Source organism: Clostridium frigidicarnis (assembly GCF_900111985.1).
In the GTDB taxonomy this organism is placed as follows: Bacteria; Bacillota; Clostridia; order Clostridiales; family Clostridiaceae; genus Clostridium_Z; species Clostridium_Z frigidicarnis.
In genome coordinates this window covers 1-12,980 of record NZ_FOKI01000017.1, presented here as the reverse complement: position 1 = coordinate 12,980, position 12,980 = coordinate 1, and the positions used below count along the sequence as shown (strand labels likewise).

Below are 12,980 nucleotides of genomic sequence, written 5' to 3'. Positions count from 1 at the left end.
TACCTATTTCACTAATGTTAATATCTCTGGACCATCTGGTGTTATAACTACAGTGTTTTCATACTGAGCTGATAAACTTCCATCAGCAGTTACTACTGTCCATCCATCTTGCTTAGTTCTAACATGAAAACCACCTATGTTAACCATAGGTTCTATAGCCAATACCAATCCTTCAACTAACTTAGGTCCTCTTCCTGGTCTTCCAAAGTTAGGTACTTCAGGATCTTCGTGTAGGCTTTTTCCTATACCATGACCTACAAAATCCCTAACAACTGAAAAACCATTAGCTTCAACATATTCTTGAATTTCATGAGATATATCAGTTAATCTATTTCCTATAACAGCCTTTTCTATACCTTTAAAGAAACTTTCTTCAGTAACTTTAATAAGCTTTGCTGCTTCATCAGAAATATTTCCTACTGCATATGTTCTAGCTGCATCTCCATGAAAGCCGTTAATAAGTGCTCCACAGTCTAATGTTACTATGTCACCATCCTTAAGAACAGTTTTTCCTGGTATGCCATGAACTACTTGATCATTGATGCTTATGCATAATGTAGCTGGAAAACCACCATAACCTTTAAAAGAAGGTTTTGCTCCTTGCTTAGTTATAAATTCTTCTGCAATTTTATCTATCTCAGCAGTAGTTATTCCTGGCTTAATAATATCTTTAAGCATTAGAAGAGTTTCTCCAACAATTCTACCTGCTTCCCTCATATAATCAATTTCTTGACTGTTTTTTATATAAATCATTACTTAATGCTCCCTAGGATAGAACATATACTTTCAAAAACTTCATTAATAGCCTTTGTTCCTTGAACTACTTTAAGTAAATTCTCTTTTTCATAGTATTCGATTAAAGGTTGTGTTTGATTTTCATAAACCTCTAATCTTTCATTGACAGTAGCCTCATTATCATCCTTACGTTGTATTACATCCTGACCACATAAATCACATTTTCCTTCATTAGTTGGAGGATTGAATTTTATGTGATAACTAGCTCCACAAGCTGGACAAACTCTTCTTCCTGTCATTCTATCTAATATGAAATCTCTAGGAACATCTATTAATAAAGCACAGTCTATATTTTCTCCATTGTTTCTTAGAAAGTTTTTCAAAGCTTCTGCTTGATTAACTGTTCTTGGGAAACCATCAAGTAAAAATCCACCTTTACAATCTTCATGTGATAATCTATCTTTAACAAGATCTATTGTTAAAGAATCTGGAACTAACTGTCCATTATCCATGTATCTTTTAGCTTCAACACCAAGGGGAGTTTTCTCCGTAATGTTTTTTCTAAAGATATCACCTGTTGATATATGAGGTATATCATATTTACTACTTATTGATTTAGCCTGAGTACCTTTTCCTGCACCTGGAGGCCCTAATAATATAATTTTCACCGGCATCATCTCCAATTTTACTATTTAAGAAATCCTTGATAATGACGCATTACTAACTGTGACTCTATTTGTCTCATTGTGTCAAGCGATACACTTACCAATATTAGAAGCATAGTTCCACCGAACTGAAATCCTGTAAAAGGTGTGTACGTACTTAAAATGATTGGGAATACTGCAATTATAGCTGCATATGATCCTCCCAAAACAGATATTCTGTCTAATACTTTTTCTATGAACCTAGCAGTAGGATCACCTGGTCTTATTCCTGGTATAAACCCTGCAGATTTATGCATATTTTCAGCCATTTCTTCAGGCTTAAATGTTACCTGTGAATAGAACCATGTAAAAAATATAACTAATATAGCATATGCTACAATGTATATAATAGTATTTTGTTTAAATATACTAAATGTACTTGTATTTACCCAGTTAGCAAAACCTGATCCTGGGAAAAATTGTGCTATAGTTGGAGGAAACTGCATTACTGATAATGCAAATATTATAGCTATAACAGCTGATCCATTCATTCCTATTGGGATATGAGTTGATTGACCACTATAATTTTTGTTTCCTATAGCTTTACCAGCATATTGAACAGGTATTCTTCTTTCTGATAAAGTCATTATTATTACTGATAATAATAACAATAATGAAATGACAACTAAAAGCGCAACTGCAACTACATCTACATCTTTCATCCCTGTGATTTGATAAACTAATGTAGGAAATCTAGAAATAATATTTACAAATATTATTAACGATACACCATTTCCTATTCCTTTAACCGTGATTTGATCTGCTAACCACGTAAGGAATGTTGTGGCTGCGACTAATGGAACTATAACCAATAAAGCACTCATTGGAGACGGATTTCTAACAGCTCCAGAGCCGCTATTTATTAGTGCATATGAACCATAAGCCATGAAGATTGAAAGTGGAATAGCTAAATATCTAGTGATATTTTGTATTTTCTTTCTTCCTTCTTCGCCTTCCTTAGACAATTGCTCTAAACTAGGAATTGCCATTGTTAAAAGTTGCATTATAATAGAGGCATTTATGTATGGTCCAACTGCTAATGCAAAGATACTGAATCTACTGAATGCCCCTCCTGCCATCAAATCATAAAAATTAAGCAAACTACCCTCTTGATTAAGATTTTGTAGTTTTGAAGCATCAATTCCAGGAACAGGAATAAAGTTTCCTATCCTGAAAATTGCTACTAAAAATATGGTGTATAAAATTCTTTTTCTTAAGTCTTTAACCTTCCAAGCATTTCGTAGGGTTGATAGCATTTTATACCACCTCGACTTTTCCTCCAGCTGTTTCTATTTTCTCAGCTGCAGATTTTGAGAACTTTGTAGCCTTAACTGTTAATTTTTTTTCTAGATTTCCGTTTCCTAATATCTTAACTCCATCTAGCACCTTACTTACTACTCTTCTTTCTAGTAATAATTCAGGAGTAACAACAGTTCCGTCCTCAAATACATTTAATCTGTCAACATTTATAGCAACATATTGTTTTGCAAATATGTTTGTAAATCCTCTTTTAGGAAGTCTTCTGAATAATGGCATCTGACCACCTTCAAAACCTGGTCTTACTCCGCCACCTGATCTAGCGTTTTGACCATTTTCACCTTTTCCAGCATTTCTTCCTGTTCCTGATCCAGTTCCTCTACCAAGTCTCTTAGGAGCTTTTCTGCTTCCTTCTGCTGGTTTTAAATCATGAAGTCTCATGCTACTTACACCTCCTCTTTATTAAGCTTCTTCTACTTTTAATAAGTATTCAACTTTTTTGATCATACCCATTACTTGAGGTGTTCCCTCATGTAATCTAGAATTATTTATTTTCTTTAATCCTAGTGCGTTTACCGTAGCAATATGATCCTTTTTTCTACCTATTAAGCTTTTTACTAAAGTAACCTTTATTTTAGCCAAGGCAAATCCCTCCTTAACCTAAAATTTCTTCAACAGACTTGCCTCTTAGCTTAGCTATTTGCTCAGCTGTTCTAAGACTTGCTAATCCGTTGATAGTAGCATTAACCATGTTTCTTGGATTGTTTGAACCTAGAGATTTAGCTCTAACGTCCTTTAATCCAGCTAGCTCAAGAACTGCTCTTGCAGGTCCTCCAGCGATAACTCCAGTACCTTCACTTGCAGGCATTATTAATACCGTACCAGTTCCGAATTTACCATATATTTGATGAGGAACAGTTGTTCCAACTAATTCAACCTTAACTAGGTTCTTCTTTGCATCTTCGATGCCTTTTCTTATTGCTTCAGGGATCTCTATAGACTTACCGATTCCAACGCCAACGTGTCCGTTCTCGTCACCAACAACGACTAAAGCGCTGAATCTGAAGTTTCTACCACCCTTAACAACCTTAGTAACTCTATTTATGTGTACAACTTTTTCTTTAAGATCTAGAGTGCTAGGATCGACTCTCATTGCATTCCCTCCTTATAAATTAGAATTCTAAACCTGCTTCTCTTGCACCAGCAGCAAGTTCTTGTATTCTTCCATGGTATATGTATCCACCTCTGTCGAATACAACGTTCTTTATGCCATTATCTAAAGCTTTTTTAGCAATTAATTCTCCTACTAATTTAGCAGCTTCTTTGTTTCCACCTAACTTACCAGTGAATTCTTTGTCTAAGCTAGAAGCAGCAACTAAAGTTTTTCTAGATACATCGTCTATTATTTGAACGTATATGTGCTTTTCACTTCTGTATACACATAGTCTTGGTCTTTCAGCTGTACCAGAAACTTTTTTACGAACTCTTAAATGACGTCTAGTTCTTTGCTCTTTTTTATCTTGCTTCTTTATCATCTAGATTCACTCCTTTCTATTACTTCTTACCAGTCTTACCTTCCTTACGTCTGATTACCTCACCAGCGTATTTAATTCCCTTGCCCTTATATGGCTCTGGCTTTCTCCATTTTCTTATATCAGCAGCAACAGCTCCAACTTTCTCTTTATCTATTCCTTTTACTACAACTTGTGTAGTTGCTGGAACTTCAAAATTAACTCCTTCAACTGCTTCTACTTCAACTGGATGAGAGTATCCAAGGTTCATAACTAACTTCTTACCTTGTAATTGAGCTCTATAACCAACTCCAACAAGTTCTAAAGTCTTTTGGTATCCTTCAGTTACTCCAATAACCATATTATTTACTAGTGATCTTGTTAAACCATGTAATGATCTATGATTCTTGTTATCACTAGGTCTTGTAACAACAACTTGATTGTCTTCAACAACTATGTTCATTTCGTTACACATAGCCTTTGTTAATTCTCCCTTTGGTCCTTTTACTGTAACAACGTTGTCTGGTGTTACTGTAACTGTTACACCATTAGGAATGGCTACTGGTAATCTACCAATTCTTGACATAATAGCACCTCCTGCATTCCTTGTTCTATGCGGATATCTATATCACGCTAATCTATATTCAACTACTACTAACTTTCAATCTTACATTATGATTAAATTACCATACGTAACAGATAACTTCTCCACCAACTCCAAGCTTTCTAGCTTCTCTGTCAGTAACTATTCCTTTAGAAGTAGATATTACGGCTACTCCTAATCCGTTTAATACCTTAGGAGTTTCTTCCTTTTGGCAATAAACTCTTAATCCTGGCTTAGATATTCTCTTTAATCCAGTTATAACTCTTTCTTTGTTAGCACCGTACTTAAGAGTTAATCTTAACATAGGAACTACTCCATCTGAATAATCCTCTATCTCTTTTATATATCCTTCTTGTAATAATATATTTGCTATAGCCTTCTTAACATTTGAAGAAGGAACTTCTACTACTTCGTGTCTTACAGCATTTGCATTTCTTATACGTGTTAGCAAATCTGCGATAGGATCTGTTAAAACCATGTTATGTGCCTCCTTTCTTTATCCAATAACAATATATTACCAGCTTGCCTTTCTACATCCAGGTATTTCACCTTTGTAAGCTAATTCTCTAAAGCATATACGGCAAACTCCAAACTTTCTTAAAACAGCGTGTGGTCTTCCACATAATCTACATCTTGTGTATGCTCTACTCGCATATTTAGGTGTTTTGTTCCACTTCTCTATTAAAGCCTTACGTGCCACAATTTCCCCTCCTTATTATTGAGCAAATGGCATTCCAAGGAATCTTAGTAATTCTCTAGCTTCCTCGTCAGTCTCTGCATTTGTTACAAAGATTATATCCATTCCTCTAACTTTATCTATCTTATCATATTCGATTTCTGGGAATATTAGTTGTTCTTTTATTCCTAATGCGTAGTTTCCTCTACCATCGAAAGACTTAGCTGATACTCCTCTAAAATCTCTAACTCTTGGTAGTGCTATGTTCATGAACTTATCAGCGAACTCATACATTTGGTTCTTTCTTAGAGTTACCTTACATCCTATAGCCATGTTTTCTCTTATCTTGAAGTTGGCAACAGAGTTTTTAGCTCTAGTTAATACAGGCTTTTGTCCTGCTATTAACTGAAGATCTGAAACTGCAGCTTCTAAAGTTTTTGGATTGTCTTTAGCCTCTCCAACTCCCATGTTTATTATTATCTTATCAAGTCCTGGGACTTGCATTATATTCTTGTATCCGAACTTTTCCATCATTGCTGGAACTACTTCTTTGTTATACTTTTCTTGTAGTCTTGCGATCATTGAGTATACCTCCTTTCAAATATTAGAATGTTTCTCCACATTTCTTGCAAACTCTTACCTTTGCTCCGTCTTCTAATAATTTATGGTTTATTCTTGTAACATTTTTGCATTTTGTGCAATATAACATTACCTTAGAACTATTTATAGATGCTTCCTCTTTAACGATTCCGCCTTCCATGTTTGCTCTGCTAGGTTTTTTATGTTTAGTTACTACATTAACGTCTTTCACAAGAACTTTTCCTGCTTTAGGCGTTACTGCTAAAACTTCACCAGTTTTTCCTTTATCTTTTCCAGATATAACCATAACCGTGTCATTCTTTCTTACATGAACTTTCATTATTTAGACACCTCCTTATCTTATAGAACTTCAGGTGCTAGCGATAATATTTTTGTAAACTCTTTATCTCTTAGCTCCCTTGCAACTGGTCCGAAGATACGAGTTCCTCTTGGTTGCTTGTCGTCTTTTATTATAACTGCTGCATTCTCATCAAATCTGATGTAAGAACCATCTGCTCTTCCTAAACCTTTAACTGATCTAACTATAACAGCCTTAACAACGTCACCTTTTTTAACAACTCCGCCTGGTGTTGCACTTTTAACGCTGGCAACTATTATATCACCGATGTTTCCATATTTTCTCTTGGATCCACCTAGTACTCTTATGCACATAATTTCTTTAGCACCTGAATTATCTGCAACCTTTAGCTTGGTTTGTTGTTGAATCATACCGATATCCTCCCTTCAGCTTTAAAGACTACTTAGCCTTTTCAACTATTTCAACTAATCTCCATCTCTTATCTTTAGATAATGGCTTAGTTTCCATTATTAATACTTTATCGTTCATTTTAGCTTCATTATTTTCATCATGAGCTTTGAACTTTGTAGTTCTGTTTATTGTCTTTCCATATAGGGGATGACGAACTTTTGTTTCAACAGCTACTACTACTGTCTTATCCATTTTATCTGAAACAACTTTTCCGATTCTACTTTTTCTATTTGCTCTTTCCACCGGCTATACCTCCCTTCAGATTACTGCTCGAAAACTCTTAGCTCTTCTTCTCTAATTATAGTTTTTATTTGGGCAATAGATTTTTTAACTTCTTTAATTCTCATTGGATTCTCTAATTGGCCAGTAGCTAATTGGAATCTTAAGTTGAATAGCTCAGCCTTAAGATCGTTTAGCTTTGCCTTTAAATCTTGAGGGCTGTTTGTTCTTAATTCTTTTAACTCTCTAGCCTTCATTATTTTCACCACCCATTTTTTCAAAGTCTCTTCTTGTAACGAACTTAGTCTTTACAGGAAGTTTATGTGAAGCAAGTCTCATAGCTTCTCTAGCTATTTCTTCATTAACTCCAGATAATTCAAATATAACTCTACCTGGTTTAATTACTGCTACCCAATACTCTGGTGAACCTTTACCTGAACCCATACGAGTTTCAGCTGGCTTTTGAGTAACTGGCTTATCTGGGAAAACCTTTATCCAAAGCTTTCCTCCTCTTTTTATATATCTATTTATAGCTATTCTGGCAGCTTCTATTTGGTTGCTTGTTAACCAGCCACATTCTGTTGCCTGTATAGCGTAATCTCCGTATGCGATAAAGTTACCTCTAGTAGCTTTACCCTTCATTCTACCACGTTGTACCTTACGATGCTTTACTCTCTTAGGCATTAACATAATTAATTCCTCCTTTCTTACGCGTTAACTTCTACATCCTTCGCAACTTTTTTTGTTGGAAGAACTTCGCCTCTATAGACCCAAACTTTAACTCCGATTTTACCATAAGTTGTATCTGCCTCAGCAAATCCATAATCTATGTCAGCTCTTAAAGTTTGTAGTGGAATTGTTCCTTCATGGTATTGCTCTGTTCTTGCGATTTCAGCTCCACCTAATCTTCCAGAACATGCAGTTTTAACACCTTTAACGCCGTTTTTCATTGATCTTTGAATAGTTTGTTTCATAGCTCTTCTAAAAGATATTCTCTTTTCTAATTGAGCAGCTATATTTTCGGCCATTAATTGAGCGTCGCCTTCTGCGTTTCTAACTTCAACTATATTTATTAATATGTGTCCATTAGTGATTATTTTACTTAACTCTTTCTTTAGAGCCTCTATTCCTGATCCACCTCTTCCGATTACAACACCTGGTTTAGCAGTGAATATGTTTAATTTAACTTTTTTTGCAGCTCTTTCTATTTCAATCTTAGATATTCCAGCAGAGTATAATCTCTTCTTTACGAATTCTCTAATCTTATTGTCTTCTACTAAGTAATCTGCAAATTTGTCTTTATCAGCGTACCATTTTGAATTCCAACCTTTGATAACGCCAACTCTTAGTCCGTGAGGATTAACTTTTTGACCCACTGTGTATACCTCCTTCTTATTAAGCTATTTCTTTTACAACTAGTGTTATATGACTAGTTCTTTTATTTATTCTATATGCTCTACCTTGAGCACGTGGTCTAAATCTTTTTAATATTGGTGCTGGACCTACATGTGCTTCAGCAACAACTAATCTTGCTGGATCTAAGTTGTTGTTGTTTTCAGCATTTGCTACAGCTGACTTTAATAACTTATATAATACTTCAGCAGCATCTTTTGGAGTATATTTAAGTATAGCAAAAGCTTCGTTAACGTTCTTACCTCTTATTAAGTCTAGTACCACTCCAACTTTCATTGGAGACATTCTTATATATTTAGCTACAGCTTTAGCTTCCATTTATGTTTCCTCCTTTCCAAGGTTATTTTCTCTTTGAAGTTTTTTCGCTATTAACGTGTCCTCTGTAGGTTCTTGTTAATACAAACTCTCCAAATTTATGTCCAACCATGTCCTCTACTACGTAGACTGGAACATGTTTTCTTCCATCATGAACAGCTATTGTATGGCCTATCATTTGTGGAAAGATTGTTGAACTTCTTGACCAAGTTTTTATAACCTTCTTTTCACCATTTTTATTCATTTCATTAATTTTGTTTAAAAGACTTTCATGGACGAATGGTCCTTTTTTTAATGATCTACTCATGCAATTGGCCTCCCTTCATACAACTTTAAGGTTAGTGTCAGAAGAGAATTCTAGATTCTCTTCGTTAACTATCTACCGTTTCTTTTCTTTATTATTAATCTATCAGAATATTTCTTAGTCTTTCTAGTCTTATATCCAAGAGCAGGTTTACCCCAAGGAGTTACTGGACTCGGTCTTCCTACTGGACTCTTACCTTCTCCACCTCCGTGTGGATGGTCACATGGGTTCATTACAGATCCTCTTACGGTTGGTCTTACTCCCATATGTCTTTTTCTACCTGCTTTACCGATATTAACTATATCGTTAGTTAAGTTAGAAACTGTTCCTATTGTAGCTCTACACTCAATTCTTACATATCTCATTTCGCCAGATGGTAATCTTAAAGTAGCATATTTTCCTTCTTTAGCCATTAATTGAGCTGAAGAACCTGCTGCTCTTACTAACTGAGCGCCTTTTCCTGGTGCTAACTCTACATTATGAACAACTGAACCTACTGGTATGTTTCTCAATGGTAGAGCATTACCTGGTTTTATATCAGCATCTACTCCAGATACTACTACATCCCCAACTTTTAATCCAACTGGAGCGATTATGTATCTCTTATCTCCATCAGTGTATACAACTAAAGCTATATATGCTGTTCTGTTTGGATCATACTCTATTGAAGCAACCTTTGCAGGAACTCCATCCTTATTTCTCTTGAAATCTATTAGTCTATATTTTCTCTTAGCTCCACCACCTTGGTGTCTAACAGTTATTTTTCCTTGTGCGTTTCTACCACCGTTTTTCTTTAAAGAAACTAAAAGAGATTTTTCTGGTGTGCTAGTAGTTATCTCCTCAAAAGTTGACATAGTCATGTTTCTTCTTGATGGTGTAATAGGTCTAAACGTCTTAACTGCCATTTAAATTCCCTCCTTTTTCAGCTTTTCTGGCCTTAACGCCAATACTTGCTTTATTTATTTTATGTTAATTATTGCATTCCCTCAAAGAACTCTATTGCATTGCTTTCTGTAGTTAGCTTAACAACAGCTTTTTTTAAGTCTGCTCTTTTACCAACATGTACGCCGACTCTTTTAGTCTTTCCTAACATGTTAATAGTTTTAACATCTTCAACTTTAACACCAAATACTTCTTCAACAGCTCTCTTTATTTGAACTTTGTTTGCACTGCTGTGTACGATGAAAGTATATTTCTTTTCTGCCATTGCAGCCATAGACTTTTCAGTTATAACTGGTTTTCTTATTATATCATGGCTAGTTAACTTCATTATGCGTACACCTCCTCAATCTTAGATACAGCGTCCTTAGTTATCATCACTTTTGGGAATTTTAATAAATCATAAACATTTATGTTGTTTGCAGGCATAACCTCAACACCTTCAATGTTTCTTACTGATTTAAATATATTCTCATTAGACTCTGCTGTAATTATTAATGTTTTTTTAGCTTCAAAAGCGTTTAAAATATTAATCATTGTTTTAGTTTTTGGAGCTTCTATTTCTAGACTCTCAAGAACTACTAATTGGTTGTCTTGAACTAAGCTTGTTAAAGCAGATTTCATAGCAACCTTTCTCATGCTCTTAGGTATTGACATTCTATAGTCTCTTGGCTTTGGAGCGAAAACAATTCCTCCATGTATCCATTGTGGAGCTCTTATAGATCCTTGTCTTGCTCTACCTGTTCCCTTTTGTCTCCAAGGCTTTACTCCGCCTCCAGAAACTTCTGATCTTGTCTTAGCTGATTGAGTTCCTTGTCTCTTATTAGCTAAAAGAGCTACTACTACTTGGTGCATTACATGAGTTTTAACCTCTGCTCCAAATACTACCTCTGATAATTCTATCTCACTTACTTGTTTTGCTTCTGTATTAAATAATCCTACCTTTGGCATTCTGCATCCTCCTTTCTACAAAAATTTAAGCTTTAATGCTATTTCTAATTATTACTAGACCCTTATTTGGTCCTGGTATTCCGCCCTTTATTAATATTACATTCTTTTCAGGCATTACCTTAACAACTTCTAGGTTAATAACTGTTTTTCTAACAGCTCCCATGTGTCCTGGCATTTTTTTGTTTTTGAAAGTTCTTGATGGATCTGAAGAAGCTCCCATTGAACCTACACCTCTATGATACTTAGAACCATGAGACATTGGTCCTCTGCTGAAATTCCATCTTTTTATAACTCCAGCAAAGCCTTTTCCTTTTGAAGTTCCAGTTATATCAACTTTCTCTCCAGCTTGGAATAAGTCAGCATTTAACTCTTGACCTACTTCATATCCTTCTATGCTTTCTAATCTTAACTCTCTTATATATCTCTTGAAAGTTACACCAGCCTTATTAAAATGACCTTGTCTTGGCTTGTTAACTAACTTTTCTCTTATTTCTCCGTATCCAACTTGGATTGCTTCATATCCATCATTTTCTATTGTCTTCTTTTGAAGAACAACACATGGACCTGCCTCTACAACTGTTACAGGAACAATTTTTCCGTTTTCGTTGAATATTTGAGTCATTCCAACTTTTTTACCTAATATAGCTTTTTTCATTACCTGCACCTCCTAAACATATTAGCGGACTACCCCTCTTAGAGGAAATCATAATAGTTCGTAATAGTTATCTATTACGCGTACACCTTATGTACGTTTTATAACTTTATCTCTATGTCTACTCCTGATGGTAGATCTAATCTCATTAATGCATCAACAGTTTTTGGTGATGGATTAACTATGTCTATTAATCTTTTATGAGTTCTTATTTCGAACTGCTCTCTTGAATCCTTGTACTTATGAGGAGCTCTTAATATAGTAATTATATCTTTTTCTGTTGGTAGAGGAACTGGTCCTGATACCTTTGCTCCTGTTGATTTAGCAGTTTCAACTATTTTTTCAGCTGATTGATCTAATATTGTGTGATCAAAAGCCTTTAGTCTTATTCTTATTTTTTGTTTTGACATGCTTTATTCCCTCCTTTTCATGTACGCTTTACTTATTTACGCACAACAGCGGACGTTCTATAAACTGCTCCAGGTGTTTCATGTTTTAGAACAACCTTTAACAGTATTTAGAATTCCCGACGTCGGATTCTAAGATCCTGACATGCTCAACAAGAATTCCCCGTAAGTTCGGCAACCTCTTGTCTCATCACTGTTATAGCTTCACAACTATTTCATTATACTATGCTTTTATTTTTTTTTCAACACTTTTTTATTAATTGTATATTTAAAAGTTTTTTAACCCGTAATTAGATAATACTTTTTTTATTATATATTTTTTTTTATCCAATTTCAATATATAAATTTTGTAAATACTTATATGCAAAAAAAGCATGAAAGGAATATAATCTTCCCCCCATGCTTTTTTAAATAAGGTACCTTAAAACTTTATCTAATATTTAATGCGCTTTTAAATATTAAATACATTTAGTATACTAAAACTTTTTTCTCACTTATAGGTGAAAGCTTTTATTTGCGCTATAAAAACTTTCCCCTATAATTAGAGCTTAAATTCCCGATAGTTTAATTCGGTACTAATTTATATACATATACATATTTTTATATTTATTACTCAACTATTGAAGTAACAACTCCTGAACCTACAGTTCTTCCACCTTCTCTGATAGCGAATCTTAATCCTTCATCCATCGCTACTTGAGTTATTAACTCAACGTTCATGTCTATGTGGTCTCCAGGCATTACCATTTCCATTCCATCTGGTAATTTTATTGATCCTGTAACGTCTGTTGTTCTAAAGTAGAATTGTGGTCTATATCCATCAAAGAATGGAGTATGTCTTCCACCTTCTTCTTTTTTAAGTACGTACACTTGACCTACAAACTTTTTGTGTGGAGTTATTGATCCAGCTTTTGCTAGTACTTGACCTCTTTCGATGTCTGCTCT

The 12,980-nt window shown here is 34.7% G+C and carries 25 protein-coding genes; all 25 read right to left on the bottom strand.

Features of this window, described 5'->3' with window-relative positions; genetic code table 11:
* Window positions 1–3: 3 nt before the first annotated feature.
* Complete coding sequence (gene map, locus BM119_RS11255) at window positions 4–753, bottom strand: type I methionyl aminopeptidase (RefSeq protein WP_090041528.1); 750 nt, start codon at window positions 751–753, stop codon at window positions 4–6.
* Window positions 753–1,403 (bottom strand): adenylate kinase, encoded by a 651-nt coding sequence (locus tag BM119_RS11250; protein WP_090041526.1) that lies wholly within the window; start codon window positions 1,401–1,403, stop codon window positions 753–755. The genes map and BM119_RS11250 overlap by 1 nt, the downstream gene beginning before the upstream one ends.
* Window positions 1,404–1,423: 20 nt before the next feature.
* Window positions 1,424–2,695: a preprotein translocase subunit SecY gene (secY, locus tag BM119_RS11245; protein WP_090041524.1), complete on the bottom strand. Its 1,272-nt coding sequence runs from the start codon at window positions 2,693–2,695 to the stop codon at window positions 1,424–1,426.
* A 1-nt stretch (window position 2,696) separates the two neighbouring features.
* Window positions 2,697–3,137, bottom strand: coding sequence for a 50S ribosomal protein L15 (gene rplO / locus BM119_RS11240; RefSeq protein ID WP_090041522.1), 441 nt, complete (start codon window positions 3,135–3,137; stop codon window positions 2,697–2,699).
* Between the two features lie 21 nt (window positions 3,138–3,158).
* A complete protein-coding gene (gene rpmD, locus BM119_RS11235) occupies window positions 3,159–3,338 on the bottom strand; it encodes a 50S ribosomal protein L30 (RefSeq protein ID WP_090041520.1) in 180 nt (59 codons plus the stop codon).
* Between the two features lie 13 nt (window positions 3,339–3,351).
* Entirely contained in the window at window positions 3,352–3,849 is a 498-nt protein-coding gene (gene rpsE, locus BM119_RS11230) for a 30S ribosomal protein S5 (protein ID WP_090041519.1), read from the bottom strand.
* 19 nt (window positions 3,850–3,868) lie between these two features.
* Entirely contained in the window at window positions 3,869–4,231 is a 363-nt protein-coding gene (gene rplR / locus BM119_RS11225) for a 50S ribosomal protein L18 (RefSeq protein WP_090041517.1), read from the bottom strand.
* A 19-nt stretch (window positions 4,232–4,250) separates the two neighbouring features.
* Complete coding sequence (gene rplF / locus BM119_RS11220) at window positions 4,251–4,793, bottom strand: 50S ribosomal protein L6 (protein ID WP_090041515.1); 543 nt, start codon at window positions 4,791–4,793, stop codon at window positions 4,251–4,253.
* 97 nt (window positions 4,794–4,890) lie between these two features.
* Complete coding sequence (gene rpsH / locus BM119_RS11215; RefSeq protein ID WP_090041514.1) at window positions 4,891–5,289, bottom strand: 30S ribosomal protein S8; 399 nt, start codon at window positions 5,287–5,289, stop codon at window positions 4,891–4,893.
* A 36-nt stretch (window positions 5,290–5,325) separates the two neighbouring features.
* The gene (locus BM119_RS11210; protein WP_090041512.1) at window positions 5,326–5,511 is read right to left on the bottom strand and encodes a type Z 30S ribosomal protein S14; all 186 of its coding nucleotides are present in this window, start codon (window positions 5,509–5,511) and stop codon (window positions 5,326–5,328) included.
* A 15-nt stretch (window positions 5,512–5,526) separates the two neighbouring features.
* Window positions 5,527–6,069, bottom strand: coding sequence for a 50S ribosomal protein L5 (gene rplE / locus BM119_RS11205; RefSeq protein WP_090041511.1), 543 nt, complete (start codon window positions 6,067–6,069; stop codon window positions 5,527–5,529).
* A gap of 22 nt (window positions 6,070–6,091) precedes the next feature.
* On the bottom strand, window positions 6,092–6,406 hold the full coding sequence (gene rplX / locus BM119_RS11200; RefSeq protein WP_090041509.1) for a 50S ribosomal protein L24: 315 nt from the start codon (window positions 6,404–6,406) through the stop codon (window positions 6,092–6,094).
* A gap of 20 nt (window positions 6,407–6,426) precedes the next feature.
* Window positions 6,427–6,795, bottom strand: a complete 369-nt coding sequence (rplN, locus tag BM119_RS11195) for a 50S ribosomal protein L14 (protein WP_090041507.1) — start codon at window positions 6,793–6,795, stop codon at window positions 6,427–6,429.
* Between the two features lie 28 nt (window positions 6,796–6,823).
* Window positions 6,824–7,078 carry a 30S ribosomal protein S17 gene (rpsQ, locus tag BM119_RS11190; protein ID WP_090041506.1) on the bottom strand — a complete coding sequence of 85 codons (255 nt, stop codon included), beginning with the start codon at window positions 7,076–7,078 and terminating at the stop codon, window positions 6,824–6,826.
* A gap of 20 nt (window positions 7,079–7,098) precedes the next feature.
* Window positions 7,099–7,311, bottom strand: coding sequence for a 50S ribosomal protein L29 (rpmC, locus tag BM119_RS11185; RefSeq protein ID WP_090041504.1), 213 nt, complete (start codon window positions 7,309–7,311; stop codon window positions 7,099–7,101).
* Window positions 7,301–7,744: a 50S ribosomal protein L16 gene (gene rplP, locus BM119_RS11180; RefSeq protein WP_090041502.1), complete on the bottom strand. Its 444-nt coding sequence runs from the start codon at window positions 7,742–7,744 to the stop codon at window positions 7,301–7,303. Before rplP ends, rpmC begins: the two co-directional genes overlap by 11 nt.
* A 17-nt stretch (window positions 7,745–7,761) precedes the next feature.
* Entirely contained in the window at window positions 7,762–8,430 is a 669-nt protein-coding gene (gene rpsC / locus BM119_RS11175) for a 30S ribosomal protein S3 (RefSeq protein ID WP_090041500.1), read from the bottom strand.
* 19 nt (window positions 8,431–8,449) lie between these two features.
* Window positions 8,450–8,785 carry a 50S ribosomal protein L22 gene (gene rplV, locus BM119_RS11170; protein WP_090041499.1) on the bottom strand — a complete coding sequence of 112 codons (336 nt, stop codon included), beginning with the start codon at window positions 8,783–8,785 and terminating at the stop codon, window positions 8,450–8,452.
* Window positions 8,786–8,807: 22 nt separating this feature from the next.
* Window positions 8,808–9,089, bottom strand: coding sequence for a 30S ribosomal protein S19 (gene rpsS / locus BM119_RS11165; RefSeq protein ID WP_090041497.1), 282 nt, complete (start codon window positions 9,087–9,089; stop codon window positions 8,808–8,810).
* Window positions 9,090–9,157: 68 nt separating this feature from the next.
* Window positions 9,158–9,991 (bottom strand): 50S ribosomal protein L2, encoded by an 834-nt coding sequence (rplB, locus tag BM119_RS11160; RefSeq protein WP_090041496.1) that lies wholly within the window; start codon window positions 9,989–9,991, stop codon window positions 9,158–9,160.
* Window positions 9,992–10,059: 68 nt separating this feature from the next.
* Window positions 10,060–10,356 carry a 50S ribosomal protein L23 gene (gene rplW, locus BM119_RS11155; RefSeq protein WP_090041494.1) on the bottom strand — a complete coding sequence of 99 codons (297 nt, stop codon included), beginning with the start codon at window positions 10,354–10,356 and terminating at the stop codon, window positions 10,060–10,062.
* Window positions 10,356–10,976, bottom strand: coding sequence for a 50S ribosomal protein L4 (gene rplD / locus BM119_RS11150; RefSeq protein WP_090041493.1), 621 nt, complete (start codon window positions 10,974–10,976; stop codon window positions 10,356–10,358). The genes rplW and rplD overlap by 1 nt, the downstream gene beginning before the upstream one ends.
* A gap of 25 nt (window positions 10,977–11,001) precedes the next feature.
* A complete protein-coding gene (gene rplC, locus BM119_RS11145; RefSeq protein ID WP_090041491.1) occupies window positions 11,002–11,631 on the bottom strand; it encodes a 50S ribosomal protein L3 in 630 nt (209 codons plus the stop codon).
* 98 nt (window positions 11,632–11,729) lie between these two features.
* The gene (gene rpsJ, locus BM119_RS11140) at window positions 11,730–12,038 is read right to left on the bottom strand and encodes a 30S ribosomal protein S10 (protein WP_090041490.1); all 309 of its coding nucleotides are present in this window, start codon (window positions 12,036–12,038) and stop codon (window positions 11,730–11,732) included.
* 606 nt (window positions 12,039–12,644) lie between these two features.
* Window positions 12,645–12,980: EF-Tu C-terminal domain-related protein (locus BM119_RS11135; RefSeq protein ID WP_479723133.1), on the bottom strand; the 336-nt coding region annotated here is incomplete at its 5' end.

What these genes read in the sequence shown, in the direction of transcription:
- rplF (WP_090041515.1), bottom strand. Translation starts at nt 4,793, where the DNA reads ATGTCAAGAATTGGTAGATTACCAGTAGCCATTCCTAATGGTGTAACA.
- rplE (WP_090041511.1), bottom strand. Translation starts at nt 6,069, where the DNA reads ATGATCGCAAGACTACAAGAAAAGTATAACAAAGAAGTAGTTCCAGCA.
- secY (WP_090041524.1), bottom strand. Translation starts at nt 2,695, where the DNA reads ATGCTATCAACCCTACGAAATGCTTGGAAGGTTAAAGACTTAAGAAAA.
- rplW (WP_090041494.1), bottom strand. Translation starts at nt 10,356, where the DNA reads ATGAAGTTAACTAGCCATGATATAATAAGAAAACCAGTTATAACTGAA.
- rpsS (WP_090041497.1), bottom strand. Translation starts at nt 9,089, where the DNA reads ATGAGTAGATCATTAAAAAAAGGACCATTCGTCCATGAAAGTCTTTTA.
- rplP (WP_090041502.1), bottom strand. Translation starts at nt 7,744, where the DNA reads ATGTTAATGCCTAAGAGAGTAAAGCATCGTAAGGTACAACGTGGTAGA.
- rplB (WP_090041496.1), bottom strand. Translation starts at nt 9,991, where the DNA reads ATGGCAGTTAAGACGTTTAGACCTATTACACCATCAAGAAGAAACATG.
- map (WP_090041528.1), bottom strand. Translation starts at nt 753, where the DNA reads ATGATTTATATAAAAAACAGTCAAGAAATTGATTATATGAGGGAAGCA.
- rplO (WP_090041522.1), bottom strand. Translation starts at nt 3,137, where the DNA reads ATGAGACTTCATGATTTAAAACCAGCAGAAGGAAGCAGAAAAGCTCCT.
- rplC (WP_090041491.1), bottom strand. Translation starts at nt 11,631, where the DNA reads ATGAAAAAAGCTATATTAGGTAAAAAAGTTGGAATGACTCAAATATTC.
- rplR (WP_090041517.1), bottom strand. Translation starts at nt 4,231, where the DNA reads ATGATAAAGAAGCAAGATAAAAAAGAGCAAAGAACTAGACGTCATTTA.
- rplX (WP_090041509.1), bottom strand. Translation starts at nt 6,406, where the DNA reads ATGAAAGTTCATGTAAGAAAGAATGACACGGTTATGGTTATATCTGGA.
- rpmC (WP_090041504.1), bottom strand. Translation starts at nt 7,311, where the DNA reads ATGAAGGCTAGAGAGTTAAAAGAATTAAGAACAAACAGCCCTCAAGAT.
- rplV (WP_090041499.1), bottom strand. Translation starts at nt 8,785, where the DNA reads ATGGAAGCTAAAGCTGTAGCTAAATATATAAGAATGTCTCCAATGAAA.
- rpsE (WP_090041519.1), bottom strand. Translation starts at nt 3,849, where the DNA reads ATGAGAGTCGATCCTAGCACTCTAGATCTTAAAGAAAAAGTTGTACAC.
- rpsJ (WP_090041490.1), bottom strand. Translation starts at nt 12,038, where the DNA reads ATGTCAAAACAAAAAATAAGAATAAGACTAAAGGCTTTTGATCACACA.
- rplN (WP_090041507.1), bottom strand. Translation starts at nt 6,795, where the DNA reads ATGATTCAACAACAAACCAAGCTAAAGGTTGCAGATAATTCAGGTGCT.
- rplD (WP_090041493.1), bottom strand. Translation starts at nt 10,976, where the DNA reads ATGCCAAAGGTAGGATTATTTAATACAGAAGCAAAACAAGTAAGTGAG.
- rpsH (WP_090041514.1), bottom strand. Translation starts at nt 5,289, where the DNA reads ATGGTTTTAACAGATCCTATCGCAGATTTGCTAACACGTATAAGAAAT.